Origin of the sequence: Actinoplanes regularis, assembly GCF_900188005.1 — a bacterium.
GTDB lineage: Bacteria > Actinomycetota > Actinomycetes > Mycobacteriales > Micromonosporaceae > Actinoplanes > Actinoplanes regularis.
This window is the reverse complement of the sequence record NZ_FZNR01000001.1, coordinates 924,429-949,015: the sequence shown is the minus strand read 5'-3', so window position 1 is coordinate 949,015 and position 24,587 is coordinate 924,429. Positions and strand designations below refer to the sequence as shown.

The following is a 24,587-nucleotide window of genomic DNA, read 5'->3' as shown; positions in this document are numbered from 1 at the left end:
CTTCCCGAGCAGGCGAAGTGCGGGCTGCGGTCAAGGGCCGCAGCCGGGAGCGAGCCGGCCGCCGGCGTCGGGCTCAGCGGCGGCTGACCGCCCACGCCGCCCCGGCGGCGAGCAGCCCGCCACCCGCCGCGCCCAGCAGCCCGTGGTGCTGGGAGGCCCAGAGCTGCAGACTTCTCGACGCCGCCCGGTCGTCGAAGGTACCGTGCGCCCCCTGATCCTCGCCTCGAGCCTCATCCTTCGGCGACCACAGGTTGGCCGGCTGGTCCGACGGCCGCGGCTCGTCGGTCTGCTGCCCCTTGAACCCGGTCCGGGCCAGGTAACGGTCCAGGATTCCGGGCGCGACCGCGTTCGCGAGCAGGGTGAGCACGGTCGACCCGCCCACCCAGTACTCCCGCCGTTTCGGGTGGTCGGCGGCGTACTCCACGGCCCGGGCGGCCACCTCGGGCTGGTAGATCGGCGGCACCGGCTGTGCCTTGCGCGGTAGCCGGGACAGCACCCAGCCGAACTGCGGGGTGTTCACCGCCGGCATCTGCACCATGGTCACGTGCACGTTGCTCTTGTCGTGCAGCAGCTCGACCCGTAGCGACTCGGTGAATCCTTGGATCGCGTGCTTCGCCCCGCAGTACGCGCTCTGCAGCGGGATCCCGCGGTACGCCAGCGCCGAACCGACCTGCACGATCACGCCCTGGTCGCGGGTGCGCATCCGGGACAGCGCGGCCCGGGTGCCGTAGACGTATCCCAGGTAGCTGACCTCGGTGGTCCGGACGAACTCCGGCATCTCGATCTCCATGAACGGGGCGAACACGCTGGAGAACGCGTTGTTGACCCAGAGCCCGATCGGCCCGAGCTCCTTCTCCACCCGCTCCGCGGCGGCTTCCACCGCTTGGTGGTCGGCCATGTCCACCTCGATCGGCAACGCGGTGCCGCCGGCCCTGCGGACGTCCTCGGCCGCGCCCGCCAGGCCCGCTTCGCCGCGGGCCAGCAGGGCGACGGTGTCACCCCGGGCCGCCAGCCGCCGGGCCACCGCCCGCCCGATTCCGCCGCTCGCACCGGTCACTACCGAAATTCTGGTCATGGCCGATGAATGACCGGGATCCGGGCCGGGGAAACCTAGCGCTGGATGCCCTCCGCCCGCAGCGGCACCGTGAAGGTCGCTCCCACACACGCCTCCGGCACCGCGTTCGACATGGTCAGCGCGTCGTCGACGGCGAAAGCGCCGACGGTGTTCCGCGCGACCTCCCAGGAGACCGAGAAGACCGGCCGATTGATCCGTACGCCCGGCTCGGTGCACCCGGCGTCGCGATGCTCCGGATCGGCCACCACGTTCCCCGGTCCCATCCGGATCGAGGTGATCCGGATCGGCACGGTCTTGTCGTTGGTCACCGTCACCAGGAGGTTCCCGGTGTCTCCCGGCCGTAGCGTCTGGGCGAGGTCGTTCCGCGCGCGCAGCACCATGTCGATCGCCACCGGCGCCGGTTCGGCGACCTGGCTGGGCTCGGTGATCTTCCAGTACGCCCAGGCCGCCCCGGCGTTGGCCAGGATCGCCGCGAGCGCCGCCGCGCCCAGGATGGCCCGCGACCGGCGGTCGAACCGCCGTTTCCGGGGCTCGCGCACCTCCCAGGTCGGCTCCTCCTGATCCGCGCCGACCAGCTCGATCCGGCCCTCCGTGTTCCCGCCGGCCTCGGGTGCGCCGGTCAGGACGTCGCGCCGGATCACGAGCCGGCCTTCGAGGCGGCGGCCGCGGGCGGGTCGCTCACGTGTGGCATGCGGCTCGTTCCTCCTCGGACGCCGGTGGAAAAGGCCAGGCTGGCGTTCATACAACGTTCCCCGATAGAGATGTCCGATGTGATCGGTTTTCCGTCCGCCGTTGTAGGCGCATAAATCGGAACGATCTACCCGACCGGTTTACCCCGGCCGAGGGAACGGCCATCTCACGAGGCTGCCGCCACACCGTCCACGTTGTCGTGTACAGCGCCCGTGACCTGCACCGATGCCCGCCTAGCGGCCGCGGTCCGCTGTCCCAAATCCGCGGCCGTCGAGGCGTCCGAGCTACTCCGCCGGCGCCGTCGTCCCGGCGGTCCCCGCCGTCTCGGTGGGGGTCGAACCGGCCGTCCCGGGGCTCACCGTGGGCTGCCCCGGCGTGGTCCCGGTCGCCGCGGTCGGGCTGGTTCCGGTCGGCGCGGTCGTCGGCGCCGTCTCGGTCGCCTTCGGGGTGGACTTCGCCTTCGGCTTCGATCCGCCGGTCGTCGCGGTGCTCGTCGGCTCTGCCGCGCCGACGGCCGCGTCGAGGACCAGGTTCTCGTTTCCGGGTGCGTACGTGACAGCCGCGCTCGCCGGGCCGATCCACTTGGAGCCGGCGAGCGCGCGCACCACGAAGGTCCCCTCGGGCCGACCAGACGGGGTATACACACAGGTCAGGCTCCCGCCGGTGGCCTCGCAGGCGGTGCCCAGGAAGGCGCCCGCGGTCGCCACCACCCGGTAGCCGCCGACGGCCGCCCCGGACGCGAACCTCGCTTCGTTCCAGGAGAACGTGAGCTTCTTGCCGTTCGCTCGCACGGCCAGGTTCTCCACGCCGGGCAACTGCCCGGTCTGGGCGAGGCCCTGGACCGGCGTGGCGCTGACCGCCCAGGTCGCCCAGGCGGTCAGCCCACTACCGGCCGCGATCGCCCCACCCACGATGGTCACCATCAGGGAGACCGCGGTCCGGCGCTTCATCGGTTCACCGTCCGCGCGGATCCGCTGACCGCCAGCCGGAAGGTGGCCCGCTGGCACGCGTCGTCGACCGAACCCGGCATCTGAACCTCGAATGCCCCGGCGTCGGCCCGCCCGCGCGCCGGAATGGTCAGCGGTAGCCGCCCGTGGAACCGCCCGACTCGAAGGTTCCGCGCCGACGGCCGGCATCCGCGCCGGGATGTCGAGTCGACCCGTGCCCCGATCGACCGCACGCTGATCGGATACGGATATGGATTCGTCACCGTCACCCGGCTCCGCCGCACCGCTCCCGGGTAGAGCCCGTTCACCGGTGTCGCCCGGAGCCCGAAGGTCGCGGTGTCCCGTGAGACAGGCTCTGGGGCCGGAGCCTGTCTCACGGAGGCTGTCCCCAGACAGAGAAGTACCGCCGCGGCGCCGGCACCCCAGCGCCGTCCGCGGGGGAACCGGTCACTGCGCATCGTTACCTCCGGAAAGGGGTGAGGGGGATCAGGCTTCGCTGTTCGCGCTCACGCCGGTGGTGAAGCTGAAGACCGCGCCTTGGCAGTTGTCGTCGGCGTCGGCCTTCATGCGGATCGATCCGGTGTAGGTGATCGTCTTCGTGCCGTTGCTGGCACCCACCTTCGCGGGAACGAGGAGGTCGGCCGGAGTCGACGAAAGGGTGCCGGTCGGGAAGGTGATGTTGGCGCCCACGTTGCAGTCCTCGCCCTGGCCCTTGGTGAGTCCGGTGAAGGTGAACCCGGTGACCCGCACCGGGAACGGGTTGGGGTTGTTGACCGTGAGGACGACGTTGCCGGTGACGTTCGGGGTCAGCTGCGTCACAGTGACGTTCGTGACGGTCAGCTCCGCGGCGGAGCCGGCCGTGGCGTTCGCCGCGCCGGTGCCGGTGAGGCTCCAAGCGGCCCAGGCCGCCCCGGCTCCGACGACCGAGACGGCGACGGCGGAGGCGACGACGACGGAACGCTTGGTCATGTTGCGCATGGGGAGGTTCCTCCTGGAACGGGGATCGGGTGTGCGCCATCGCGTACCGGCGGTTGCGGAGCGACGGAACGGCGGGCGCGTCGTTGATTCGGGTGGAGCCGGAGCCCGTTGGCGTCCCGGCGCTGGGACAAAGATGGCTGACCAGCCCAGACCCGGCGATAGGGCTTCCAGTCGACCTGTTCCGGATGATCCGGTCACCACGCTTGGCTTGTACGCCTAACCCACGAGTGTCTGGAAGCCGGCGTGGAGCGGCGTGGCCGCGCCGAGGTGCGGTCACCTGACCTGCGGCGATACGCGACAGCAGAGGCAAGCCGCCGGATCAAGCCCGAGTTCGTCTCATATGCCGGAAACGCCCCCGGAAGCCGTCTCGGCGATGGTTGAGGGGTGAAGTTTTCGAGGAGGAATTCCGGTCGTCGGCCCCGAACGGGTTAAACCGATCGCCGCAGCGTTCCCCTGAAAGAGGCTTTCCGATTACGCCTCTGTCGGCCGCTGCGCTCGGAGCAGGAACCTGTGCGCTCGGACGGTGAACTCGCCGCGGGTGCGGATGACCGCGGCGAGGCGGGCCAGCTCCCGTTCGTACCGCAGCGGAGTGAAGTTCCGGACCTGCCACGGAACCGTGCGCAGGTGGTGGACCACCGCCCGGATGTCCCGGAAGGCCAGCACCGGGTGCTCCTCGCGCACGTCGGTGACCCGCAGGCCGGCCGCGGTCAGGGCGGCGGTCGCGGCCTTGGCGTCCCACCGGCGGGGGTGCGGCGGCGGGGCGCCGAGCGCGTCGTTCAGCTCGGCCAGGTCGTCGCTGCCGACCTGCTGGGTGAGCAGCACCCCGCCGGGCTTGAGCAGGCGGGCGACGTCCGTGGCGGGCAGCCGGCCGTGCCGGCTGAGCACCACGTCGAACTCGTTCTCCCCGGCGGGCAGCTCGGTGAGCACCTCGACGCCGAACGAGGCGAGCCGCTCCCGTGCGATCGGGATGTTGCGGGACCAGCTCTCCACCGCGACGGTGTACGGCGGCAGCGGGGCCAGCTCGGCCAACAGCTCCCCGCCGCCGGTGTCCAGGTCGAGCAGGCTGCCGGCCGGACGCACCAGTGGGCGGGCGATCTCCGGGTACGACCAGGACGGCTCGGCCGCCACGGCCAGGCCGTCCAGCCAGGCGAACTCCCACCCGGTCATGGACGCGCCGGCCGCCGCGGTGTTGAGGTCGTCATCCGGCGGACTGCTGCGCACACGCCGACGGTAACCAGAGCGTGCGCTCAAAGTCGCGGTGGTCTCACCGTTCACGGAAGTCGTGGCTGAACCGTGTTCAATCCGCGACTCGACGCGCTCCGGCCCGATCAGGCCCGGACAGGCATGAGGATCGAGAACCGGGACTCGTCGCCGGCGACCCGGATGGTCAGCGGCTGCACCGGACCGTCCAGTTCGAGCAGCAGCTGGCCGGGGCCGCCGGCGTCCACCGCCTGGAGCAGGAACTCCCGGTTCACCGCGATGTGCGCGTCGCTGTCGGCGCTCCACTCGGACTCCCCGGCCGCGCGCAGGCCGCCGGCCGGATCAACGGCGAGGATCGAGACCGGGTAGGTCGTTCCCTCGTGCTCGCGTCGCACCTCGGGCGCATCGGACACGAGTTTCCGCAGTTCGTCCCGCTCGACCGGGATCCGGCGGGGCGCCGTGCCGGCGGAGCCGATCAGCCGGCGGTAGTCCGGGAAGTCCACGTCCAGCGGCTCGGTGCGGAGCTCGGCGGTGCCGGCCTCCGTACGTACGAAATCGGAATTGAGGTCGAGGGTCAGCGGCCCGGCACCGATCAGCCGGAGTTCGTCGGCGAAGGCCAGCGGCAGGTACTGCCGCGCCGGAGGTCCCTCGATCGTGGCCGGGGCGGTCGCCACCGCGAGCCGGTACCGGTCGGTCGCGACCAGGGTGAGCGTGCCGTCGCCGGTCTCGAACAGCACGCCGCCCGGGAACGGCGCGCCGGGGATCGGGTCGGTGGCCGCGAACCGGACCGCGGCGAGGGCGGCTTGCAGGTCGGCGGCGGACAGGGTGATCCGGGTCATCAGGTTCTCCTCCAGGTCGAGCAGGGTGTGCAGGCGGAGGAGTTCGCGGCGGGCGTCGGCCAGGCCGGCCTCCAGCCGGGCCCGGTGCGCGTCGAGCCGATCCCGTACGCGATCGGGGTGCTCGAGGTCTCGCACCGCCAGCGCGATCTCGGCGACCGGCATGCCCACCCGGCGCAGCCCGGCGATCAGCCGGGCCGCCCGGATCTGCTCGGCGGTGTACCGGCGATAGCCGGTCACCGGGTCGACCGCCACCGGGACCAGCACGCCCGCGCCGTCGTAGTAGCGCAGCGCGCTGATCGAAAGGCCGCTGGCCCGGGCCACCTCGCCGATGTTCCGCATCTCGCTCCTCACGCCGATGAACCCTGGGGCCTCGACCTGGTGGAGGGTCAAGCCGGGATCAAGAGTGACGCGGCGACCCCGGCCATGACCAGGGCGATCAGCCCGTCCAGCACACGCCAGGCGCCGGGGCGGGCCAGCAGTGGGCCGAGCTTGTGCGCGCCGAGGCCGAGCGTGGCGAACCAGGTGAGGCTGGCCGCCGCCGCGCCGAGGCCGAATCCCCAGCGGTGCGGGTGCTGCTGCGCGACCGAGCCGAGCAGCAGCACGGTGTCCAGGTAGACGTGCGGGTTGAGATAGGTCAGGGCCAGACAGGTGAGCAGGGTGGCGCGAAGCGTGGCCGGGGCCTTGCCCGCCGAGTCGAGGCTGCCTTCGGGCCGCAGCGCGCGGCGGGCGGCCAGTACCGCGTACCCGATCAGGAAGGCCGCGCCGATCCACCGGATCGCGGTGACCAGTTCCGGTCGGGCGGTCACGACCGCGCCGAGGCCGGCGATCCCGGCCGAGATCAGCGCCAGGTCGGAGAGGGCACAGGTCAGGACGACCGGAAGGACGTGTTCCCGGCGCAGACCCTGGCGGAGGACGAACGCGTTCTGGGCGCCGATGGCGATGATCAGGACGGCGGAGGCGGCGAAACCGGCGAGGACGGAGGTGAGCACGAGCCGACGTTAGGACCGATTCATCCTTCACTCCAGCTAAAGATTTTCAGGATGAATTAGCAATACTTAATCGTGGACCAGGTACAACTGGCGACCTTCCAGGCCGTCGTGGAGCAGGGCAGTTTCGAGGCCGCGGCGCGGGCGCTGCATGTCACCCCGTCGGCGGTCAGCCAGCGGATCAAGGCACTCGAACGGGCGGTCGGCCAGGTGCTGGTGCGCCGGGCCAAGCCGTGCACGGCCACCGCGGCGGGCGAGGCGCTGGTCCGGTTCGCCGGGCAGGTGGCGCTGCTGGAGCGGGAGGCGCTGGCCCAGGCCCGGGGCGGCACCCGAGTCTCGATCGTGGTCAACGCCGACTCGCTGAACACCTGGTTCATGCCGGTGCTGACCCAGGTTCCGGGCGCGACCTTCGAGATCCACACCGACGACCAGGACTACACCGCCGACCTGCTCCGGACGGGCACCGCGATGGCCGCGGTGACCGCGGAGAACGTGGCGGTCCAGGGCTGCCGGGTGGAGCGGCTGGGCGCGATGCGCTATCTGGCGGTCCGCGCGCCCGGCCTGGACTTCGCGACGGCGCCGATGCTCGTCTACAACCGCAAGGACCAGTTGCAGCACCGGTTCCTGGCCTCGCTGGGCCACCGGCGGGACTCGCCCGTCCACTACGTGCCGGCCGCGGCGGCCTTCAACGAGGCGATCCGGTTGGGGCTGGGCTGGGGCATGGTGCCGGAGCAGAACGCGCTGCCGCTGCTGGAGTCCGACGGCTACGTCGAGATCTTCCCCGGCAGATACCTGGACGTCCCGCTCTACTGGCAGTACTGGCGAATCGAGTCGGCCCTGCTGAACACGCTGACGGCCGCCGTTCGCACGGCGGCCGTCGCGGCGTTGCGGTGAATCAGTCGTTGCTGTGCAGGGCGGCGTTCAGCTCGATGCCGGTGCCCTTGCGCGGGCGGGCCTCCAGCGCGCCGTTCAGCGAGTTCCGCCAGAACAGGAGATTGTTCACGCCGGAGAGCTCGATGGCCTTCACCACCCGGCCATCGGGCAGCGCGATCTTCGACGACGCGGTGACGTAGGTGCCGGCCTCGACCACGCAGTCGTCACCGAGCGAGATGCCCACGCCCGCGTTCGCGCCGAGCAGGCTGCGCTCGCCGATCCGGATCTTCTCCTTGCCGCCACCGGAGAGGGTCCCCATGATCGACGAACCGCCGCCGATGTCGGAACCGTCGCCGACCACCACGCCCTGCACGATCCGGCCCTCGACCATCGAGGTGCCCAGCGTGCCGGCGTTGAAGTTGACGAATCCCTCTTGCATGATCGTCGTGCCCGAGGCCAGGTGAGCGCCGAGCCGGACACGGTCCGCGTCGGCGATCCGGACGCCGGACGGGGCGACATAATCGGTCATCCGGGGGAACTTGTCGATGCCGTGCACGGTCAGGTGCCGGCCCGCGGCGCGCTCCAGGAAGCGCAGCTCGTCGACCCGGTCCGGCGGGCACGGGCCGGCCGAGGTCCAGGCCACGTTCGCCAGCAGGCCGAAGATCCCGTCCAGGTTCAGCTCGTTCGGCCTGATCAGGCGGTGCGAGAGCAGGTGGAGCCGAAGGTACGCCTCGGAGGTGTCGGCGATCGGCTCGGCCAGCGACTTGATCGTGGTGCGGACCTCGACGATCGAGAGCCCGGGCAGCGGCTTCGGGCCGACCAGGCCGGCCGGGAGGACCGGCGGAGTGGCCGGCTCGTCGCCCAGGCCCAGGAAACCGGCCGGGTACCAGGTGTCGAGGACCTGCCCCTCGGCGGTGACGGTGGCGAGGCCGATGCCCCAGGCGGACGAAGTCGAGATCGCGGTATCCACGACGTGAACCCTACCCGCCGGCAAGGTCGCGGATCGGGGGCGTCCGATGCTCGGGACTGCCTTGTATGGTGCGCACATGGCCAACCCGCTGACCCCGGACGTGCTTGTCGACCCGGTCGAACTGACCCGCGCGCTGGTCGACATCGAATCCGTGTCCCGCGACGAGAAGGTGATCGCCGACTGCGTGGAGGACGTCCTCCGGCACACGAAGCACCTGACCGTCAAGAGGGTCGGCAACACGGTGATGGCGCGCACCGGCCTGGGCCGGGAACAGCGGGTGGTGCTCGCCGGTCACCTCGACACGGTGCCGATCAACGACAACTGGCCGTCCACTGTCGTCGACGACCTCATCTACGGCTGCGGGACGTCGGACATGAAGTCCGGTGTCGCCATCGCGCTGCACCTGGCGGCCACTCTGCCCGATCCGGCGTACGACGTGACCTACCTGTTCTACGAGGCCGAGGAGATCGAGTCCGAGTACAACGGGCTCAACCTGGTCTCGGCCGGCCATCCGGAATGGCTGCGGGCCGACTTCGCGGTGCTGCTCGAACCGACGTACGGCGCGGTCGAGGCGGGCTGCCAGGGGACCCTGACGGCCGTGGTGCACACCCGCGGGCGGCGCGCGCACACCGCCCGGGCCTGGCGCGGGGTGAACGCCATCCACGCCGCCGGCGAGGTGCTGCGCAGGCTGGAGGACTACCACCCGCGGACGGTGACGATCGACGGGTGCACGTACCGGGAAGGGCTCAACGCCGTACGCATCACCGGTGGCGTCGCCGGCAACGTCGTCCCGGATGAGTGCGCGGTCGAGGTCAACCTGCGGTTCGCTCCGGACCGTTCGGAGAAGCAGGCCCTGAAGCACCTGCACAAGGTCTTCGAGGGTTTCGACCTGGAGGTCGTCGACTCCGCGCCGGGGGCACTGCCCGGCCTGGAGGCCCCGGCGGCCCGGGAGTTCCTCCTTGCGGTCGGCGTCGAGCCGGCGGCCAAGCTCGGCTGGACCGACGTGGCCCGGTTCGCGGCGCTGGGCATCCCCGCGCTCAATTACGGGCCAGGCGATCCGTCCCTCGCGCACGCGCCGGACGAGCACGTGGAGATCGGCCGGATCCGGGACGGCGCGGCGACGCTGCACCGCTGGCTGGCGGGCTGATCGACGCAGGTCCGGGCCGGCGTCAGATCTGGGGGATCACCACGCGGCCGATCGCGCGTTGCGGCAACACCACCGGCGGCTCGGGGGGCGGAATCTCCATCGTGGTCTCCGGGTCGAAGGCCGGCTCCGGTGCCCGCGCGGCGAAGGCGACGCGGCGTTCCTCCACCACCAACTGGATCCGCCGTTGCATGCGACGGTGCATCTTGAGGCGCTCGTATCGGTTCGTCACGGTGCTCGCCCCTTCCCCGGGGGCACCCGGTAGCCGGGCGCCGTGCCTGCCGTGTGAACGCGGTTCGGTAACTGTACAGATGCGCCAGAGCTACCGTCCGTTGATTCAATCTGGCAAAAAGGTCTCCACGCCGCAATCCTCTTACCGAAACGGAGCCTGTTATTCACCGGGTACTGACCGTCCGCACTACCGTTGACGCATGACGGAGAGCACCAACGGGCGACCACCGGCCGCGCCGCAGCGTCATCGCGGAGCCGTCACGCTGCGTCGGGAGGCCGTTCCACCCAGTACTGCGGATGAGAAGCTGCTCGATTCGCACCATCGCGGGGAGTGGAGAACCAAGGACGCCTGGCGCGCCCTGCGGATCCTCTCCGAGTTCGTCGAGGGCTTCGACACCCTGGCCGACCTGCCACCCGCGGTCAGCGTCTTCGGGTCGGCCCGCAGCAAGCCGGAGAGCGTCGAGTGCGAGCTCGCCACCCGGCTGGGCGCCGCGCTCGCCGAAGCGGGATACGCCGTGATCACCGGGGGTGGCCCGGGCGTGATGGAGGCGGCGAACCGGGGAGCCACCGAGGCCGGCGGGATGTCCGTCGGGCTCGGCATCGAGCTGCCGTTCGAGCAGGGCCTCAACGACTGGGTCGACGTCGGCATCGACTTCCGTTACTTCTTCGTCCGCAAGACCATGTTCGTCAAGTACGCGCAGGCGTTCGTGGTGCTGCCCGGCGGCTTCGGCACCCTCGACGAGCTGTTCGAGGCGGTCACCCTGGTGCAGACCCGGAAGGTGACCCGGTTCCCGGTGATCCTGATGGGCGTCGACTACTGGAGCGGTCTGCTCGACTGGATCAAGCAGCGGATGCTCGACGACGGCAAGATCAGTGCGGCCGATCTGGAGCTGATCCGGGTCACCGACGACGTGGCCGAAGCGGTCCGGATCATCGTGGACGCCAACGAGGCTTTCTCCGATGCCGAGGCGGAGCGCTGATGGCCGCGATCTGCGTGTTCTGCGGCTCGTCGAGCACGCTGGAACAGCGCTGGCTCGACCTGGCCGGCGAGACCGGCCGGGCGATCGGCGAGCGTGGGCACGCTTTGGTCTCCGGCGGCGGCTGCGTCGGCATGATGGGCACGGTCGCCGACGGTGCCCGGGCCGGCGGCGCGCACACCCTCGGGATCATCCCGCAGTGCCTGGTCGACCTGGAGGTGGCCGACACCGCCGCGGACGAACTGATCGTCACCGACGACATGGGCGGCCGGAAAGACGTGATGATCGAGCGGTCGGACGCGTTCCTCATCCTGCCCGGCGGCCTCGGCACCCTGGACGAGCTCTTCGAGGTATGGACCACGGCGACGCTCGGCGTGCACCACAAGCCGATCGTCGTGCTCGACCCGGACGGCTTCTACGACGGTCTGATGACCTGGCTCAACGGCCTGGTCGCCACGAAGTTCGTGCGCGCCGGGGCGATGGACACGGTGCTGGTCGCCCGTTCGGTGCCGGACGCACTGGACGCGATCGAGGCCGCATCGGCCGGATGACCCGCGGGAAACGTCGTACCGGCGTGCTCTCATAGATGCCGTGAACACGCCGGCCCCCCAAGATCCGGTGCGCCGGCCGGCCTATCGCCTGGTCCGGCGACCCCGCCCGGCCGCGCCCGCCCTGCGCGACGATCCCGTGCAGGCCCGGGTCGCCGCGCACACCGGCGGTCCGCTGCTGGTCGTCGGCGGTCCCGGCACCGGCAAGACCACCGTGCTGGTCGAGGCGGTGGCCGCCCGGATCGCCGAGGGCGTCGATCCGGAGCGGATCCTGGTGCTCACCTTCGGCCGCCGCGGCGCGGCGGCGCTCCGCGACCGGATCGAGGCGCGGATCGCCGGCGACCCCGGGCGGATCGTGCACGAGCCGCTGGTCCGGACCTTCCATGCGTACGCGTTCGGCCTGCTCCGCCGCGCCGCCGCCGACCGCGGTGAGCCGGCCCCGCGGCTGCTCACCGGCCCCGAGCAGGACCTGATCATCCGTGAGCTGCTCGCCGTGGTGGAGGACCCGGACACCGCCGACACCATCGGCTGGCCGGCGGAGCTGCGGCCGGCCCTGCCCACCCGCGCCTTCGCCCAGCAGCTGCGTGACCTGATGCAGCGTGCCGCCGAGCGCGGCATCGGCCCGCTCGAGCTGGCGGATTACGCCGCCCGGCTCGGCCGCGACGACTGGTCGGCCGCCGCCCGCTTCCTCCGGGAGTATGTGGAGGTGCTCGCCCTGCGCGACGCCACCACCCGCGGCTCGGTCGCCTACGACCCGGCCGAGCTGGTCCGGGCCGCCTCCGGCCTGCTCGCCGACGAGCCCGACCTGCTGGCCGCCGAGCGCCGCCGGTTGGCGTTCGTCTACGTCGACGAGCTCGCCGAGACCGACCCGGCCCAGGTCGAGCTGCTCGCCCAGGTCGCCGGCGGCGGGAAACCGCTGGTCGCGTTCGCTGACCCGGACTCCTCGATCTTCGGCTTCCGAGGCGCCGATCCCGAGGTGGTCGCCGGTTTCGCGGACCGGTTCCGCACGGCGGCCGGTGCCCCGGCCGAGACGGTCACCCTGCACACGAACTATCGCGCGGCGCCGTCGCTGCTCGCCGCGACGTCCGGGGTGGCCCGACGGATGCGGGGCCCGATCGGCCACCGCCCGATGTTCCCCCCGTCCCCGGCCGAGCCCGCCGACGAGTCCGCGACCGCCGACGCGGCGGTCACCGGGGACGAGATCTCCCCGAGCGGACCGATGGCCGAGGCGGTCGTGCGGACCTTCCGGTCATCCGCCGCGGAGACCGCCTTCATCGCGCACGCCCTGCGCGAGGCTCACCTGCTCTACGGCGTGCCCTGGTCGCGGATGGCGGTGCTGATGCGCTCCGCCACCCTGCAACAGCCCTCGGTGCTGCGGGCCCTCGCCGCCTCCGGCGTGCCGACCGTGATCCACGCCGAGGACCTGCCGCTGCACCTGCAGCCCGCGGTCGCCCCGTTCCTGCTGCTGCTGCGCTGCGCGCTGGACCCCGACCGGCTCGACGAGGAGGCCGCCGTCGCGCTGCTGCACTCGGCGCTGGGCGGCGCCGACCCGCTTGCCGAGCGGCGGCTGCGGCAGGGCCTGCGGGCGCTCGCGGCGGCCGCCGGCGACCGGCGACCCTCCGGCGAGCTGCTGGTCGACGCGCTCCGTGACCCCTCCGGGCTGGACCTGGTGGAGCGCCGCTGGGCTCGCCCGGCGCAGACCATCGCCCGGCTGCTCGCCGTGGCTCGGGTGGCGGCCGCCGAGCCCGGCGCCTCGGCCGAGGACGTGCTCTGGACGGTCTGGCGGGCCGGCGGCCTCGCCGACCGGTGGTACGCGATGAGCACCGGCAACCTTCGCGTCACCGACCAGGTGCAGGCCGGCCGGGCCCGCCAGTGGCGCGCCGAGGCCGCCGACCGCGACCTGGACGCCATGGTCGTGCTCTTCGACGCGGCCGCCCGCTTCGTCGACCGGCTGCCCGGCGCCGGGGTCGGCGTCTTCCTCGATCACGTGCTGGGCCAGGACCTGCCCGCCGACACCATCGCGCCCAGCGCGGACCGAGGCGACGCGGTCCGCCTGCTGACCGCGCACGCCGCTAAGGGCCTGGAGTGGGACGTCGTGGTGCTGGCCGGTGTACAGGAGGGCATCTGGCCCGACCTGCGCCTGCGCGGCAGCCTGCTGGGCTCGGAGCGCCTGGTCGACGCGGTCGCCGGCCGGGCCGCCGCCGGGTCGGAGGCGATCGTCGCCGAGACGTCCGCGCTGCTGGACGAGGAGCGCCGGCTCTTCTATGTGGGCGCCACCCGGGCCCGCCGCCGGCTGGTGGTGACCGCGGTCGCCTCCGCGAGCGCGGGCGGCGCGTCGATCGAGGAACAGCCCAGTCGCTTCCTCACCGAGCTCACCGCCGCGGGGCCGCGGCCCGGCGACGACCCGGCCGCGGACGTCCCACCGCCGCCGGATGAGCCGCCGCCGGACGAGCCGTCGGATCCGGACCTCGGTGATCCCGACTCCACGCCGCCGTCGAACAGCTCTGACCTGTCCGACGATGCGCCTTACGCGGACAGCGAGACCGATGAGGGTGTCGAGCCGCCCGACAGCGAGCCCGACGAGGAGAGCGAGCCTGACGAGGCCGGCGAGGCCGACGGGGACGTCGAGCTGCCGACGGGGCGGGCTCCACGGGCGCTGACGCTGGCGGCGCTCGTGGCCGAACTCCGTACCGTCGTCGTCGCCACCGCGGAGACCCCCAGCCGGCGGCGCGCGGCCGCCGCCGAGCTCGCCCGCCTCGCGTCCGCCGGCGTCCCCGGCGCCCACCCGGACGAGTGGTGGGGCCTGCGCCCGCTCTCCGACGACCGCCCCCTCGTCGACGAGGGCGTCCCGGTCAAGGTCACCCCGTCCTCGATGGAGAGCGCCCTCCGCTGCAGCCTGCGCTGGCTGCTCGAACGCCACGGCGGCTCGGCCCCGGCCGGTCCGGCGCAGGGCATCGGCAACCTGGTGCACGCCGCCGCGATGCTGGCCGAGGACGCCCACGCCGACCGGGAGAAGCTGGTCGAGTACGTCTCGGCCCGGTTCGATTCGATCGAGCTGGCCGCCCGCTGGATGGCCGGGCCCGAGCAGGAGCGCGCCGAGGCCATGGTGGACAAGCTGCTGCGCTGGCTCGCGGTGAACCCGCGCCGCCTGCTGGCGATCGAGCACGAGTTCACCGTCCGGCTGGAGGACGAGAACCGTCCGATCCAGCTCACCGGCCGGGTGGACCGGCTGGAGATCGACGAGGACGGCCGGCTCGTCGTGATCGACCTGAAGACCGGCAAGTCCACCGCGCTCTCCGCCGACGTGGCGGCGAATCCGCAGCTCGCCGGCTACCAGGCGGCGGTCGACGCGGGCGCCTTCGGGGACTACGGCACGGACAGCGGCGGCGCCGCCCTGGTGCAGCTCGGCCCCGGTAAGGACGCCCGGGAGCAGATGCAGGTGCCGATCACCGAGGCGACCGATCCGCAGTGGGCGCACGCGATGGTCCGCCGCACCGCGGAGACGATGGCGGCCGCTACGTTCTCCGCGATAGCGAACAGCCGATGCCGGGTCTGCCCGGTCCGAACCAGTTGCCCGATCTCCGGAAAGGGCAGGCAAGTGGTGGAACCCCCGCGATGAGAAGAGCACGGGCCGATGCCGGCCCCCGTTTCACCCCGGCGGAGCTGGCCCGCCTGCTCCGCCTGCCCGCCCCGACACAGGAGCAGGCCGCGATCATCGCCCACCCGGTGCAGCCGCTGCTGGTGGTGGCCGGTGCCGGCTCCGGCAAGACCGAGACCATGGCGTCCCGGGTGGTCTGGCTGGTCGCCAACGGGTATGCGCATCCCGGCGAGATCCTCGGCCTGACCTTCACCCGCAAGGCGGCCGGTGAGCTGTCCCACCGGGTCCGGACCCGGCTCGGTCAGCTGGTCCGCCGGCTGGGCCGGGACGACGCGTTCGCCGGTGAGGCGACCATCTCCACCTACCACTCGTACGCCGCCCGGATCGTCACCGAGCACGGCCTGCGCGGCGGTTTCGAGCCGTCCGCCCGGCTGCTCACCGAGGCGGCCCGCTGGCAGATCGTGGATTCCCTGGTCCGGACGTACACCGGCGAGATGACCGGCCTGAACCGAGCACCCAGCACGGTGACCGACGACGTGCTGGCCCTCTCCGCGGAGCTCGCCGAGCATCTGAGGTCCCCGGACGACCTGGCCGCCTGGACCGGCCGGTTCTTCGCCGAGGTGCAGTCCTTCCCGGGCCGGGTCTACAAGGACGTCTCCGAGATGCTCCGCCGGCAGCAGCACCGGCTCACCCTGCTGCCCCTGGTCCGCCTCTACGCGCAGCGCAAACTCGACCTGGAGGCGATGGACTTCGGCGACCAGATGGCCCGTGCCGCGCTGGTCGCCCGGGATCATCCCGCGGTCGGTGAGGTCGAGCGCGGGCGTTACAGGGTGGTCCTGCTCGACGAGTACCAGGACACCAGTCACGCCCAGGTGGTCATGCTGAACAACCTGTTCGGGGGCGGGCATCCGGTGACCGCGGTGGGCGACCCGTGCCAGTCGATCTACGGCTGGCGGGGCGCGTCGGCCGGCACCCTGGAGCGCTTCCCGAGCGAGTTCCCGGACACCGGGGGCCGGCCGGCCTGGGTGCACAGCCTGACCCGGAGCTGGCGCAACCGCCCCGAGATCCTGAACGTGGCGAATGTGGTCTCGGCGCCACTGCGGGCCCAGGTCGGCGTGCTCCAGCCGGCCGAGCGGGTGGCCGAGGCGGTCGGCGGGCGGACCGTCACGTGCGCGTTGCTGCCGACGTACGCGGACGAGGCGTCCTGGATCGCCGACTCGATGCTGGCCGCCTGGCGGATCGCCGCGGCGATGCCGAAGGCGCTGCCGGAGGAGATCCCGCTGGAGCGCCGCCCGACCAGCGCCGTGCTGGTCCGGGTCCGCAGCCAGATCCCGGTGATCGAGGAGCAGCTGCGCGCTCGTGGCCTGCCGGTCGAGGTGGTCGGCCTGGGTGGCCTGCTGGACACCCCGGAGGTCCGGGACGTGGTGTGCACGCTGCGGGTGCTCGCTGACCCGACCGACGGCGCGTCGCTGTTGCGGCTGCTCACCGGCGCCCGCTGGCGGATCGGCCCGCGCGACCTGGTCGCCCTGCACCGGCGGGCCCGGGCCATCGCGGCGGACCGGGCGGTCGAGAGCGACGCGGCGGAGCCGGAGGAGGTGATGGCGGACCGGCTCGACGACGCCACGCTGATCGAGGCGATGGCCGATCTCGGCTCCCCGCACCAGTTCTCGGTGGAGGGCTTCGCCCGGCTCGCCGCGTACAGCCGCGAGCTCGGCGCCCTCCGGCAGCGCCTCGACCAGCCGCTGCCGGACCTGCTGGCCGACATCGAGCGGACCGTCGGCCTGGACGTCGAGGTCGCGGTCCGTGGCTGGGCGGCCGGCGACGCCGGTCTGGCCCGGGCGCACCTGGACGCGCTCGGCGAGGCCGCCACCCGCTACGGCTTCGAGAACGAGAACGGCACGCTCGCCGGTTTCCTCGCGTTCCTGGCCGCCGCGGAGGAGGAGGAACGGGGCCTGGAGCCGGGCCAGGTCGACGTGGTCGAGGGGGCGGTGCAGATTCTCACCGCGCACGCCGCCAAGGGCCTGGAGTGGGACGTGGTCTCGGTCGCCGGCCTGTGCCGTGGCGTCTGGCCGGGCCTGGTCCGCGGCTCCGATCACTACCTGGGCGGCATCGGTGTGCTGCCGTTCCCGCTGCGCGGCGACGCGTCCGGCCTGCCGGAGCTGGAGCTTGACGACGCGGTCGAGCAGAAGGACGTGGTGGCCGCGCTCTCCGAGTTCGGTCGCGCCTGGCGCGAGCACGACGAGTTGGAGGAGCGCCGCCTGGCGTACGTGGCGGTGACCCGCCCTCGCCGCCTGCTGCTCTGCTCCGGCTACTGGTGGGGCGACGGCGTGAAGCGTCCGCGCGGCCCGTCGGCCTTCCTCGACGAGGTCCGTGCCACCTGTGCGGAGGGCGCCGGGGTGGTGGCGGTCTGGACGCCCGAGCCCGCGCCCGGCGAGACGAACCCGAGCGACGAGGTGGTGGCGACCGCCGAGTGGCCGGCCGACCCGCTGGGACTGCGCCGTCCGGCGATGGCGACGGCCGCCGACCTGATCCGCCGCATGATCGCCAACCCGGACGCCTCCGCCGCCGAGGCCTTCGCCGATCTCGCGGAGGCCGATCCCGAGGTCGCGGCCCGTGCCGGCCTCGCGGCCGACCTGGCGGGCCTCGCCGGCCCCGGTTCCCCTCCGGTCGCCTCGCCGCAAGGCCCGTCCGAAGACCGAGATTCGCCGGTACGGCCGGAGCCCGCCACCCCGGCCACCCCAGTGCTCGACCGGGCGGGGCTGCTGCGGGCCGCGACCGCCGCGGACCGGGTGGCCGCCGCCGTCGACCCGGACATCGCCCGTTGGCGCCGCGAGGCACGACTGCTGCTGGCCGAGCGTGCGGAGCGCACTCGGCGGGACGGCCCGATCGAGGTCGCCCTGCCGCCGCACCTCTCCGTCTCGCAGCTGGTGGTGCTGCGCCACGACCCGCAGGCCCTGGCCCGTTCGCTGCGTCGGCCGCTGCCGCAGCGCCCGGCCCCGCACGCCCGCCGCGGCACCGCCTTCCACCTCTGGCTGGAGCAGCGTTTCGGCGCGGCCCGGCTGATCGACATCGACGAGCTGCCCGGTGCCGCCGACGATCACGCGGCCGGCGACGAGGAGCTGGCCGAGTTGCAGGCGGCGTTCCTGAGCGGCGAGTGGGCCGACCGCACCCCGCTCGACGTGGAGGTGCCGTTCGCCACCACGGTCGGCGGTGTGGTGCTCCGCGGCCGGATGGACGCGGTCTTCGCGGACTCCGGCGACCGTTTCGACGTGATCGACTGGAAGACCGGCCGGCGCCCCACCGGCGCGGCGGCCGAGGCGGCCGCCGTGCAGCTCTCCGCCTACCGGATCGCCTGGGCCACCCTGGCCGGGGTGCCGATCACGCGGGTCCGCGCGGGTTTCCACTACGTCCGTGAGCAGGTGACCGTCCGTCCCGCCGACCTGATGGACGTCGCCGCCCTGGCCGCCCTGATCACCGAGATCCCCGAGGAGGCCCTCTGACCTATGTCGGTCAGAGAAGTGCCGCCACGGACGCTTTCCGGCGGGCTCGCCGGGGGTCCCCGCGTGGGCGGTGGGGCCGGGTCGGACCGGTCGCCGATCCGCCCGGTTCCAGCCCGGTTGGACCGTCTTGAGCTGCCGTGCCATTCGCAGGCCGAGCACTTGTCGGCCTCGCGCCGTGCTACTCTCGATGCGTTGTCAGTTTGGTTCCCAAGTACTCAGGAGCGCCTGTGGGGAAGTCTGCCCCAGGCGCTCTTTGTCGTAACCCGGGTTTCTCCGGTACGGGCGATCAGTACGGCGACACGAGTCCCGCAGAATGCGGGTCTTATTACCTCGTTCACGTCCATAATGGGCGGGAGCGATCGACCGTCGAGGAGACGATCATGGTTACCGGCGTTGTGAAGTGGTTCAACGCGGACAAGGGCTTCGGGTTCATCACCCCCGACGACGGCGGCGCCGACGTCTTCGCCCACTTCTCCGCGATCCAGATGTCGGGCTACCGCAGCCTGGAGGAGAACCAGCGGGTCGAGTTCGAGGTGACCCAGGGCCAGAAGGGCCCGCAGGCCGCCAACATCCGCTCCGTCTGATTTCTGATCCGCGTTGCTCAGGGGCTGCCATCCGTAGCCACTGACATCGTGCGAACTCGGCGCCGTGCCCGGCTGGGCGCGGCGCCGAGGCCGTTTCAGCGCCGCCACACCGCTGCCGGGCCGTTTCGGCGTCACCCACAGCGCTGCCGAGGCCGTTTCGGCGGGAGCTGGACCGCGGGGACCGAGACCGTTCGGGCGGGCGACCCGCCCCGGGCTGTGGCCGTGTCGGCGGGTACCCGCACCGGAGTCGAGACCGCTTCGAGCGGCAGACCCGGTACCGGCTGGGAAGACGAAAGCGGCTCCGGGCACACGCCCGGAGCCGCTTTGATCGATTTCGGTCAGACCGCAGCCGCGGGTTGCGGCAGCGGCGCGGTCCCGCCGAGATGCGCCGGAAGCCACCACCGGTCGTCGTCGTTGGCCGGCTTCTCCGGGTACGCCCGCTGGACCGCGTCGAGCAGGGAGCTCAGCCGCTGCTTGAGGGTCACCGTGATCGCCTCGGGGCTCGCGCCCTCGGGCAGATGGATCGCCTCGCCGATCTTGATGAGAACCGGCACGTGGCGCTTGGTGAGCTCCTTCTTCCGGCCCTTGGTCCACAGCCGGTGGGGGCCCCAGACCGCCATCGGGATCAGCGGCACCCGGGCCTCCTGCGCCATCCGCGCGGCGCCCGTCTTGAGCCCCTTGACGGTGAACGACTCGCTGATCGTCGCCTCCGGGAAGACGCCGACCACCTCGCCGCGCTCCAGCGCGGTGGTGGCCTCGTGGAACGCCCCGATCCCGGCCCTGCGATCGACCGGGATATGCCGCATGCCACGCATCAGCGGGCCACTGATCTTGTGGTCGAAGACCGCCTTCTTGGCCATGAAGCGAACCAGCCGCTTGGACGGCTGGGCGCCGAGGCCGCAGAAGATGAAGTCGAGGTAGCTCGAATGGTTGCTGGCCAGCACCGCCCCGCCCGTGGTCGGGATGTGTTCGTGGCCCTCGACCTCGATCTTGAGGTCGAGTGCGCGGAACATCGTCTTGGCCAAGGCGACGACCGGGGGATACACCAGTTCCATGGCAGCACGGTAGCGGACATTTCTGGGAAACGACTGGACCGGGCGGACTTTCCACAGGTGCGTTTCGGTGGTTTCCGGCCTTGTGGTGTTCACTGGTGGGCATGTCCGAGCCGCACCCCCAGGAGCCCGTCTGGTCCCGGCCGGGCGGCGCGTGGTCCTCTGGCGCGGTGACCAGTGTCCCGGCGCCGGCTCGGACACCGCCGGTCGCGCCGGCGGCACCGAAGCGGATCGATCCCGCGCGGCGGCACCGCCAGCAGCTGATGATCTTCGGTGGGGTCGCCGGGGTGATCCTGGCGGGCGGTCTGATCGTGCTGCTGGTACTGCTCTTCGGCAGTGAGGACAACCCGTTCGGGGATCGGGCGTCCGGGCCGACCGACGTCCGCCCGCCGCTGGCGCAGGCCTGCCCGGCGCCGAGTGCGTCCCCGAGCGGTCCGGCCACCTCGGCGCCCGCGTCCCCGCCGGCCGATACCGGCGCCCGGACGGTCGACGAGGAGGTCGGCATCTCCTACCGGAGGTACGGAGCGCCCTGGATCACCTGGAACGAGGTGTGGCGGGCCGGCACGCTGCGGGTGCCCTACCGGGTCGGGCAGCACTTCGTCACCGAGACCTACAGCGGCGGGGAGTACCACGCCTCGATCCTCTCCGCGGCGGTCCCGGCGGCCGACAACGACGCGGTCTCGCTGGACCTGGAGTGCGTCGGCCGGCAGATCACGGCGGACGTCCGCGCCAACTACTACCCCCAGCCGAACACGCTGGAGCCGATCCGTGACGGGGTCACCACGCTCGGCGGGCGGCCCGCCTACGTGAGCGAGTTCCGGCTGCGCTTCACCGCCGACGGACTGACCGCCACCTCGGAGTTGTCCGCGGTGGCGGTCATCGACGTCGGCAGGCCGGCGGCGGCTGTCCTCTACGTGTCCATCCCGGGCACGCACCGGCAGTTCGACTACGTGATCGAGGACGTCTTGAAATCGGTCCGGGCGCTCTAGCTCCCGGTCAGGCCCCAGCGCTTGCGCAGGGCGTTGTCGGCGGCGTTGAAGAGCTGGTCGATCAGGATGCCGATGACCAGCACCACCAGGATGTAGCTGATCACCAGTGGGGTGTCCGACAGGTCCCGGGCGTTCTGCATCCGTACCCCGACCGAGATTGTGCCGGGCACGATGACCAGCAGCTCACCGGCCATCAGGCTGCGCCAGGAGAACGCCCAGCCCTGCTTGAGGCCGGAGACGAAGGACGGCAGCGACGCCGGCAGGATCAGGTGCCGGTACCGGGAGAAGCCCTTCATGCCCATCACCTGACCCACCCGCAACCAGGTCCGGGGCACGTAGTCGATGCCGCTGATCAGGCCGTTCGCCACGGACGGCGCGGCGCCGATGACGACCACGAACATGATCGCCTGCTCGCCGAGCTGGAACAGCAGGATGGCGAGGGGGAACCACATGATCGACGGCATCGTCTGCAGGCCGGTGATCAGCGATCCGATAGCGGCCCGCAGCGGTGCGAACCGGGAGACCGCCGCGCCGACGACCGTGCCGATCGCCACCGCCAGCGCGAAACCGGTGATCGCCCGGGTCATGGTCAGCCGTACGCCGTCCCAGAAGTCCACGGTGGTGACCAGGTCCTTGAGCGTCGCGAAGACGTCGGTGGGGGAGGGGAAGACGTACGCCGGCTTCCACTCGGCCAGGTAGACCAGTTCCCACGCCAGGACCACGATGGCGATCGCCAGCAGCTTCGGCCACGCGCTGTTCCAGAGGCGCAGGCCGAGCCGGCCCTTCTCCCGCTTCGGGGCGAGTTCCAGCGCGTCCAGCCCGCTGACCTCGTCGGCCGTCAACGTCTTGATCTTCTGGGGCTCCGGGCCGAGGCCGGTCGTCTCGGCCGCGAGGAGGCCCTCCAGCCCGGCACGGGCTCCGGCGTACTTCGTCGGTGCGGGGGGTTCAGTTGGCATGGCGGGCGACCTCCGCGCGGAGTCGATCGGTGATCTCGCCGGCCTGGCCGGAGACCTCGGGGGAGTCGATGCGCCGCGGGCGCGGGTGCTTGATCGGGAAGTCCTCGATCACCCGGCCCGGCCGGCTGCTCAGCAGGATGACCCGGTCGCCCAGGCGGACTGCCTCCCGTACGTTGTGGGTCACGAAGAGCACGGTCAGGTTCTGCTCACGCCAGATCCGCTCGAGCTCGTCGTGCAGGATGTCGCGGGTCATCGCGTCCAGCGCACCGAACGGCTCGTCCATCAGCAGCACGTCGGCGTTCTGGGCGAGGGCCCGGGCCAGCGCGACGCGCTGCCGCATGCCGCCGGAGAGCTCGTGCGGCCGCTTGTCGGCGAAGCCGCTCAGCCGGACGACTTCCAGCAGTTCCAGCGCGCGCTTGCGCCGTTCGGCCTTGCCCACGCCCTGTAGCCGCAACGGCAGCTCGACGTTGCCGATCACCGAGAGCCAGGGGAAGAGGGCGGCCTCCTGGAACATCAGCGCGACCTTGCGGCCGCCGGTGTCCAGGGTGCCGCTGCTGATCCCGTCGAGCCCGGCGACCAGTGAGAGCAGCGTGCTCTTGCCGCAGCCGGAGGCGCCCAGCAGGCAGACGAACTCACCCTGCTGGACGTCCAGGGACACACGATCGAGGGCGAGCAGGGCATTGCCCCCTGAACCGTACGTCTTGGAGACGTTCTCGATGCGGACGACCGATTCGGTACGAACGCTGGTGGTCTCGAGAATAGACATGCTCTACTCGCCCTCCTTCAGTTCGTCAGGATGCCGCGGCGTCGCTGACCGCGGGCAGCCCGTCGGCCTGCAGCAGCTCGTTCAGCGGGCCGAGGTCGTAGATGCCCTTCAGATCGACCTTGTCCAGCAGGCCGACCTCCTCCGCGTGCTGCGCGCTGGTGTACAGCGACGACGCGATCGGGTCGTTGGTGAACTTGAGGTTCTTGAACGCGGCGGCCAGGATCTCGTCCTTGAGGGCCTTGCCGGTCAGCGCCGCGATCTGCGCGTTCGCGGCCTTCTGCGCGTCGGCGTTGTTGTCGTTGATGTACTTGATCGCCGCGTTGTGCCCCTGGAGCAGCTTCTTGACGGTGCCCGGGTACTCCTTGAGGAACTTCTGGCTGACGATCAGGTGGGTGGTGACGAACTGCTCGTTCGGCCACAGGGTCTTCTCGTCGACCAGCAGCTTGCCCTTCGACTCCAGCAGCATCTTGCTCAGGTTCGGCTCCGGCACCCAGGCGCCGTCGATGGCGCCCTGGGCGAACGCCTGCACCGCGGTCGCGTTGTCCTGCGGCAGGATCGAGACGTCACCGCCACCGTTCTTGTCGGCGTTCAGGCCGTTCTGCTTCAGCCAGGCGCGCAGCGCGACGTCCTGGGTGTTGCCCAGCTGGGGGGTGGCGAGCTTCTTGCCCTTGAGGTCGGCGGGGCTGTTGATGCCGTCCCTGACGACCAGTCCGGCGCCGCCGGAGGTGCTGCCCGCAATGATCTTCAGGGCGGCGCCCTTGGACTTGACCCAGCCGTTGATCGCCGGGTTCGGGCCGATGTAGGTGGCGTCGATCGCGCCGGAGAGCAGCGCCTCGATCGCGGCCGGGCCGGCGTTGAAGGTCTGCGTCTTGAGCTCGGTGCCGCCGCCCAGGGCCGTCGCGAACAGGCCCTTGTTCACGCCGACCAGGGCTGGAGCGTGGGTGATGTTCGGGAAGTAGCCCAGATTGATGGTCTTCGCCTCAGCGGCGGTGCCGGCGGTGGTGCCGGCCTTCGCGTCGTCGTCGGATCCGCACGCGGACAGCGCGGTGGTGGCCACGACCGCGGCCGTGGCGAGGGCGAGTGCACGGAGGGGGAGGGAGCTCATGCTTTCGACTCCTAGTTCTTCTTTATCGAGCCAATGGAGAGTTCGGCCAGGTTTCGGTGGTCGACGACGCCCTCGATGGCGGCCTCGACAGCGATCCATACGTCGTGCAGCGCGGTCGCCGCGCCGTGATAGGTCGCGGTCGCGGTCGGCAGCCCGCGGACCGTGGTGAGGGCCCCGCCGACGGCGCGTACGACGTCGCCGACGGTGATCTCCTCGGCGGCGCGGGCCAGGGCGTATCCACCGTCCACGCCGCGGTGGCTGTGCAGCAGCCCGGCGCGGCGCAGATCCAGCAGGATGCCCTGCAGGAAGCTCAACGGGATGTCCTGCGCGGCCGCCAGACCGGCGGCCTTGACCAGACGCGGGTGCGCCGCGGTGACGGCGAGCATGGCACGGACGGCGTAGTCAGTGCGGGCCGATACGTACACGGCGGTGCCTCCTCCCGGTGGATCAATCTGCGCTTAATCTATCTGTTGGATGGGAATACTGGATCAGGTGGGTTTAGTGCGTCAAGCACCCGACCGCATGACGGGACCGGGAAGCCCGCCGCGGGCCGCCGCCACACGTAGTCACACAGGTCGT

Annotated in this window: 22 protein-coding genes; 8 read left to right on the top strand and 14 right to left on the bottom strand. The window is 71.8% G+C overall.

Translation table 11 applies throughout. The features are described 5' to 3' along the window. Nucleotides 1-73 precede the first annotated feature (73 nt). The 7 genes from CHC09_RS04060 to CHC09_RS04025 all read right to left on the bottom strand — a co-directional run bounded on the left by CHC09_RS04060 (nt 74) and on the right by CHC09_RS04025 (nt 6,718). Nucleotides 74-1,075, bottom strand: coding sequence for an SDR family oxidoreductase (locus CHC09_RS04060; protein WP_089291549.1), 1,002 nt, complete (start codon nt 1,073-1,075; stop codon nt 74-76). Between the two features lie 35 nt (nt 1,076-1,110). Continuing rightward, on the bottom strand, nt 1,111-1,716 hold the full coding sequence (locus CHC09_RS04055; RefSeq protein ID WP_089291548.1) for a hypothetical protein: 606 nt from the start codon (nt 1,714-1,716) through the stop codon (nt 1,111-1,113). A 333-nt stretch (nt 1,717-2,049) separates the two neighbouring features. Continuing rightward, nucleotides 2,050-2,715, bottom strand: coding sequence for a hypothetical protein (locus CHC09_RS04050; RefSeq protein WP_089291547.1), 666 nt, complete (start codon nt 2,713-2,715; stop codon nt 2,050-2,052). Between the two features lie 483 nt (nt 2,716-3,198). Then, entirely contained in the window at nt 3,199-3,681 is a 483-nt protein-coding gene (locus CHC09_RS04040) for a hypothetical protein (RefSeq protein ID WP_143232202.1), read from the bottom strand. Nucleotides 3,682-4,161: 480 nt separating this feature from the next. After that, complete coding sequence (locus tag CHC09_RS04035) at nt 4,162-4,911, bottom strand: class I SAM-dependent methyltransferase (RefSeq protein ID WP_089291544.1); 750 nt, start codon at nt 4,909-4,911, stop codon at nt 4,162-4,164. A gap of 107 nt (nt 4,912-5,018) precedes the next feature. Then, nucleotides 5,019-6,068, bottom strand: a complete 1,050-nt coding sequence (locus CHC09_RS04030; protein WP_089291841.1) for a DNA polymerase III subunit beta family protein — start codon at nt 6,066-6,068, stop codon at nt 5,019-5,021. A gap of 47 nt (nt 6,069-6,115) precedes the next feature. Then, on the bottom strand, nt 6,116-6,718 hold the full coding sequence (locus CHC09_RS04025) for a LysE/ArgO family amino acid transporter (protein WP_089291543.1): 603 nt from the start codon (nt 6,716-6,718) through the stop codon (nt 6,116-6,118). Nucleotides 6,719-6,787: 69 nt separating this feature from the next. On the opposite strand from CHC09_RS04025, the gene CHC09_RS04020 reads away from it, so the two are divergent. Next, the gene (locus CHC09_RS04020) at nt 6,788-7,609 is read left to right on the top strand and encodes a LysR family transcriptional regulator ArgP (RefSeq protein ID WP_089291542.1); all 822 of its coding nucleotides are present in this window, start codon (nt 6,788-6,790) and stop codon (nt 7,607-7,609) included. 1 nt (nt 7,610) lies between these two features. On the opposite strand, the gene dapD is transcribed toward CHC09_RS04020, so the two are convergent. Further along, a complete protein-coding gene (gene dapD, locus CHC09_RS04015; RefSeq protein WP_179276931.1) occupies nt 7,611-8,558 on the bottom strand; it encodes a 2,3,4,5-tetrahydropyridine-2,6-dicarboxylate N-succinyltransferase in 948 nt (315 codons plus the stop codon). A gap of 76 nt (nt 8,559-8,634) precedes the next feature. On the opposite strand from dapD, the gene dapE reads away from it, so the two are divergent. Beyond that, complete coding sequence (dapE, locus tag CHC09_RS04010) at nt 8,635-9,705, top strand: succinyl-diaminopimelate desuccinylase (protein WP_089291541.1); 1,071 nt, start codon at nt 8,635-8,637, stop codon at nt 9,703-9,705. A gap of 22 nt (nt 9,706-9,727) precedes the next feature. On the opposite strand, the gene CHC09_RS04005 is transcribed toward dapE, so the two are convergent. Continuing rightward, a complete protein-coding gene (locus CHC09_RS04005) occupies nt 9,728-9,934 on the bottom strand; it encodes a hypothetical protein (RefSeq protein ID WP_089291540.1) in 207 nt (68 codons plus the stop codon). Nucleotides 9,935-10,133: 199 nt separating this feature from the next. On the opposite strand from CHC09_RS04005, the gene CHC09_RS04000 reads away from it, so the two are divergent. From CHC09_RS04000 to cspE, 5 genes are all read left to right on the top strand, one after another. After that, nucleotides 10,134-10,913, top strand: a complete 780-nt coding sequence (locus CHC09_RS04000) for an LOG family protein (protein WP_089291539.1) — start codon at nt 10,134-10,136, stop codon at nt 10,911-10,913. Further along, entirely contained in the window at nt 10,913-11,461 is a 549-nt protein-coding gene (locus CHC09_RS03995) for an LOG family protein (protein WP_089291538.1), read from the top strand. The genes CHC09_RS04000 and CHC09_RS03995 overlap by 1 nt, the downstream gene beginning before the upstream one ends. A gap of 40 nt (nt 11,462-11,501) precedes the next feature. After that, nucleotides 11,502-15,077 carry an ATP-dependent helicase gene (locus CHC09_RS03990; RefSeq protein WP_203833016.1) on the top strand — a complete coding sequence of 1,192 codons (3,576 nt, stop codon included), beginning with the start codon at nt 11,502-11,504 and terminating at the stop codon, nt 15,075-15,077. After that, nucleotides 15,074-18,556 carry an ATP-dependent helicase gene (locus CHC09_RS03985; RefSeq protein ID WP_089291536.1) on the top strand — a complete coding sequence of 1,161 codons (3,483 nt, stop codon included), beginning with the start codon at nt 15,074-15,076 and terminating at the stop codon, nt 18,554-18,556. The genes CHC09_RS03990 and CHC09_RS03985 overlap by 4 nt, the downstream gene beginning before the upstream one ends. A 380-nt stretch (nt 18,557-18,936) precedes the next feature. Next, a complete protein-coding gene (gene cspE, locus CHC09_RS03980; RefSeq protein WP_014447450.1) occupies nt 18,937-19,140 on the top strand; it encodes a transcription antiterminator/RNA stability regulator CspE in 204 nt (67 codons plus the stop codon). Between the two features lie 338 nt (nt 19,141-19,478). Here cspE and CHC09_RS03975 read toward each other — a convergent pair whose 3' ends face one another. Then, nucleotides 19,479-20,195, bottom strand: a complete 717-nt coding sequence (locus CHC09_RS03975; RefSeq protein WP_089291535.1) for a lysophospholipid acyltransferase family protein — start codon at nt 20,193-20,195, stop codon at nt 19,479-19,481. Nucleotides 20,196-20,296: 101 nt separating this feature from the next. Between CHC09_RS03975 and CHC09_RS03970 the strand changes: the two genes are divergently transcribed. After that, nucleotides 20,297-21,181, top strand: a complete 885-nt coding sequence (locus tag CHC09_RS03970; RefSeq protein WP_089291534.1) for a hypothetical protein — start codon at nt 20,297-20,299, stop codon at nt 21,179-21,181. On the opposite strand, the gene CHC09_RS03965 is transcribed toward CHC09_RS03970, so the two are convergent. Genes CHC09_RS03965 through CHC09_RS03950 form a run of 4 tightly spaced genes read right to left on the bottom strand, consistent with a single transcriptional unit; the run spans nt 21,178 to nt 24,433 of the window. After that, nucleotides 21,178-22,137, bottom strand: coding sequence for an ABC transporter permease (locus CHC09_RS03965; RefSeq protein ID WP_089291533.1), 960 nt, complete (start codon nt 22,135-22,137; stop codon nt 21,178-21,180). The genes CHC09_RS03970 and CHC09_RS03965 overlap by 4 nt on opposite strands. Next, nucleotides 22,127-22,903, bottom strand: a complete 777-nt coding sequence (locus tag CHC09_RS03960; protein WP_089291532.1) for an ABC transporter ATP-binding protein — start codon at nt 22,901-22,903, stop codon at nt 22,127-22,129. Before CHC09_RS03960 ends, CHC09_RS03965 begins: the two co-directional genes overlap by 11 nt. Nucleotides 22,904-22,928: 25 nt before the next feature. Next, nucleotides 22,929-24,008 carry an ABC transporter substrate-binding protein gene (locus CHC09_RS03955; protein WP_089291531.1) on the bottom strand — a complete coding sequence of 360 codons (1,080 nt, stop codon included), beginning with the start codon at nt 24,006-24,008 and terminating at the stop codon, nt 22,929-22,931. Between the two features lie 11 nt (nt 24,009-24,019). Continuing rightward, the gene (locus CHC09_RS03950) at nt 24,020-24,433 is read right to left on the bottom strand and encodes an RrF2 family transcriptional regulator (protein WP_089291530.1); all 414 of its coding nucleotides are present in this window, start codon (nt 24,431-24,433) and stop codon (nt 24,020-24,022) included. Nucleotides 24,434-24,587 lie beyond the last annotated feature (154 nt).

Excerpts from the sequence above, each read along its gene's own strand:
- CHC09_RS04060 (WP_089291549.1), bottom strand. The coding sequence starts at position 1,075 with ATGACCAGAATTTCGGTAGTGACCGGTGCGAGCGGCGGAATCGGGCGG.
- CHC09_RS04050 (WP_089291547.1), bottom strand. The coding sequence starts at position 2,715 with ATGAAGCGCCGGACCGCGGTCTCCCTGATGGTGACCATCGTGGGTGGG.
- CHC09_RS04040 (WP_143232202.1), bottom strand. The coding sequence starts at position 3,681 with ATGACCAAGCGTTCCGTCGTCGTCGCCTCCGCCGTCGCCGTCTCGGTC.
- CHC09_RS04030 (WP_089291841.1), bottom strand. The coding sequence starts at position 6,068 with ATGCGGAACATCGGCGAGGTGGCCCGGGCCAGCGGCCTTTCGATCAGC.
- dapE (WP_089291541.1), top strand. The coding sequence starts at position 8,635 with ATGGCCAACCCGCTGACCCCGGACGTGCTTGTCGACCCGGTCGAACTG.
- CHC09_RS04000 (WP_089291539.1), top strand. The coding sequence starts at position 10,134 with ATGACGGAGAGCACCAACGGGCGACCACCGGCCGCGCCGCAGCGTCAT.
- CHC09_RS03995 (WP_089291538.1), top strand. The coding sequence starts at position 10,913 with ATGGCCGCGATCTGCGTGTTCTGCGGCTCGTCGAGCACGCTGGAACAG.
- CHC09_RS03985 (WP_089291536.1), top strand. The coding sequence starts at position 15,074 with ATGAGAAGAGCACGGGCCGATGCCGGCCCCCGTTTCACCCCGGCGGAG.
- cspE (WP_014447450.1), top strand. The coding sequence starts at position 18,937 with ATGGTTACCGGCGTTGTGAAGTGGTTCAACGCGGACAAGGGCTTCGGG.
- CHC09_RS03975 (WP_089291535.1), bottom strand. The coding sequence starts at position 20,195 with ATGGAACTGGTGTATCCCCCGGTCGTCGCCTTGGCCAAGACGATGTTC.
- CHC09_RS03970 (WP_089291534.1), top strand. The coding sequence starts at position 20,297 with ATGTCCGAGCCGCACCCCCAGGAGCCCGTCTGGTCCCGGCCGGGCGGC.
- CHC09_RS03965 (WP_089291533.1), bottom strand. The coding sequence starts at position 22,137 with ATGCCAACTGAACCCCCCGCACCGACGAAGTACGCCGGAGCCCGTGCC.
- CHC09_RS03960 (WP_089291532.1), bottom strand. The coding sequence starts at position 22,903 with ATGTCTATTCTCGAGACCACCAGCGTTCGTACCGAATCGGTCGTCCGC.
- CHC09_RS03955 (WP_089291531.1), bottom strand. The coding sequence starts at position 24,008 with ATGAGCTCCCTCCCCCTCCGTGCACTCGCCCTCGCCACGGCCGCGGTC.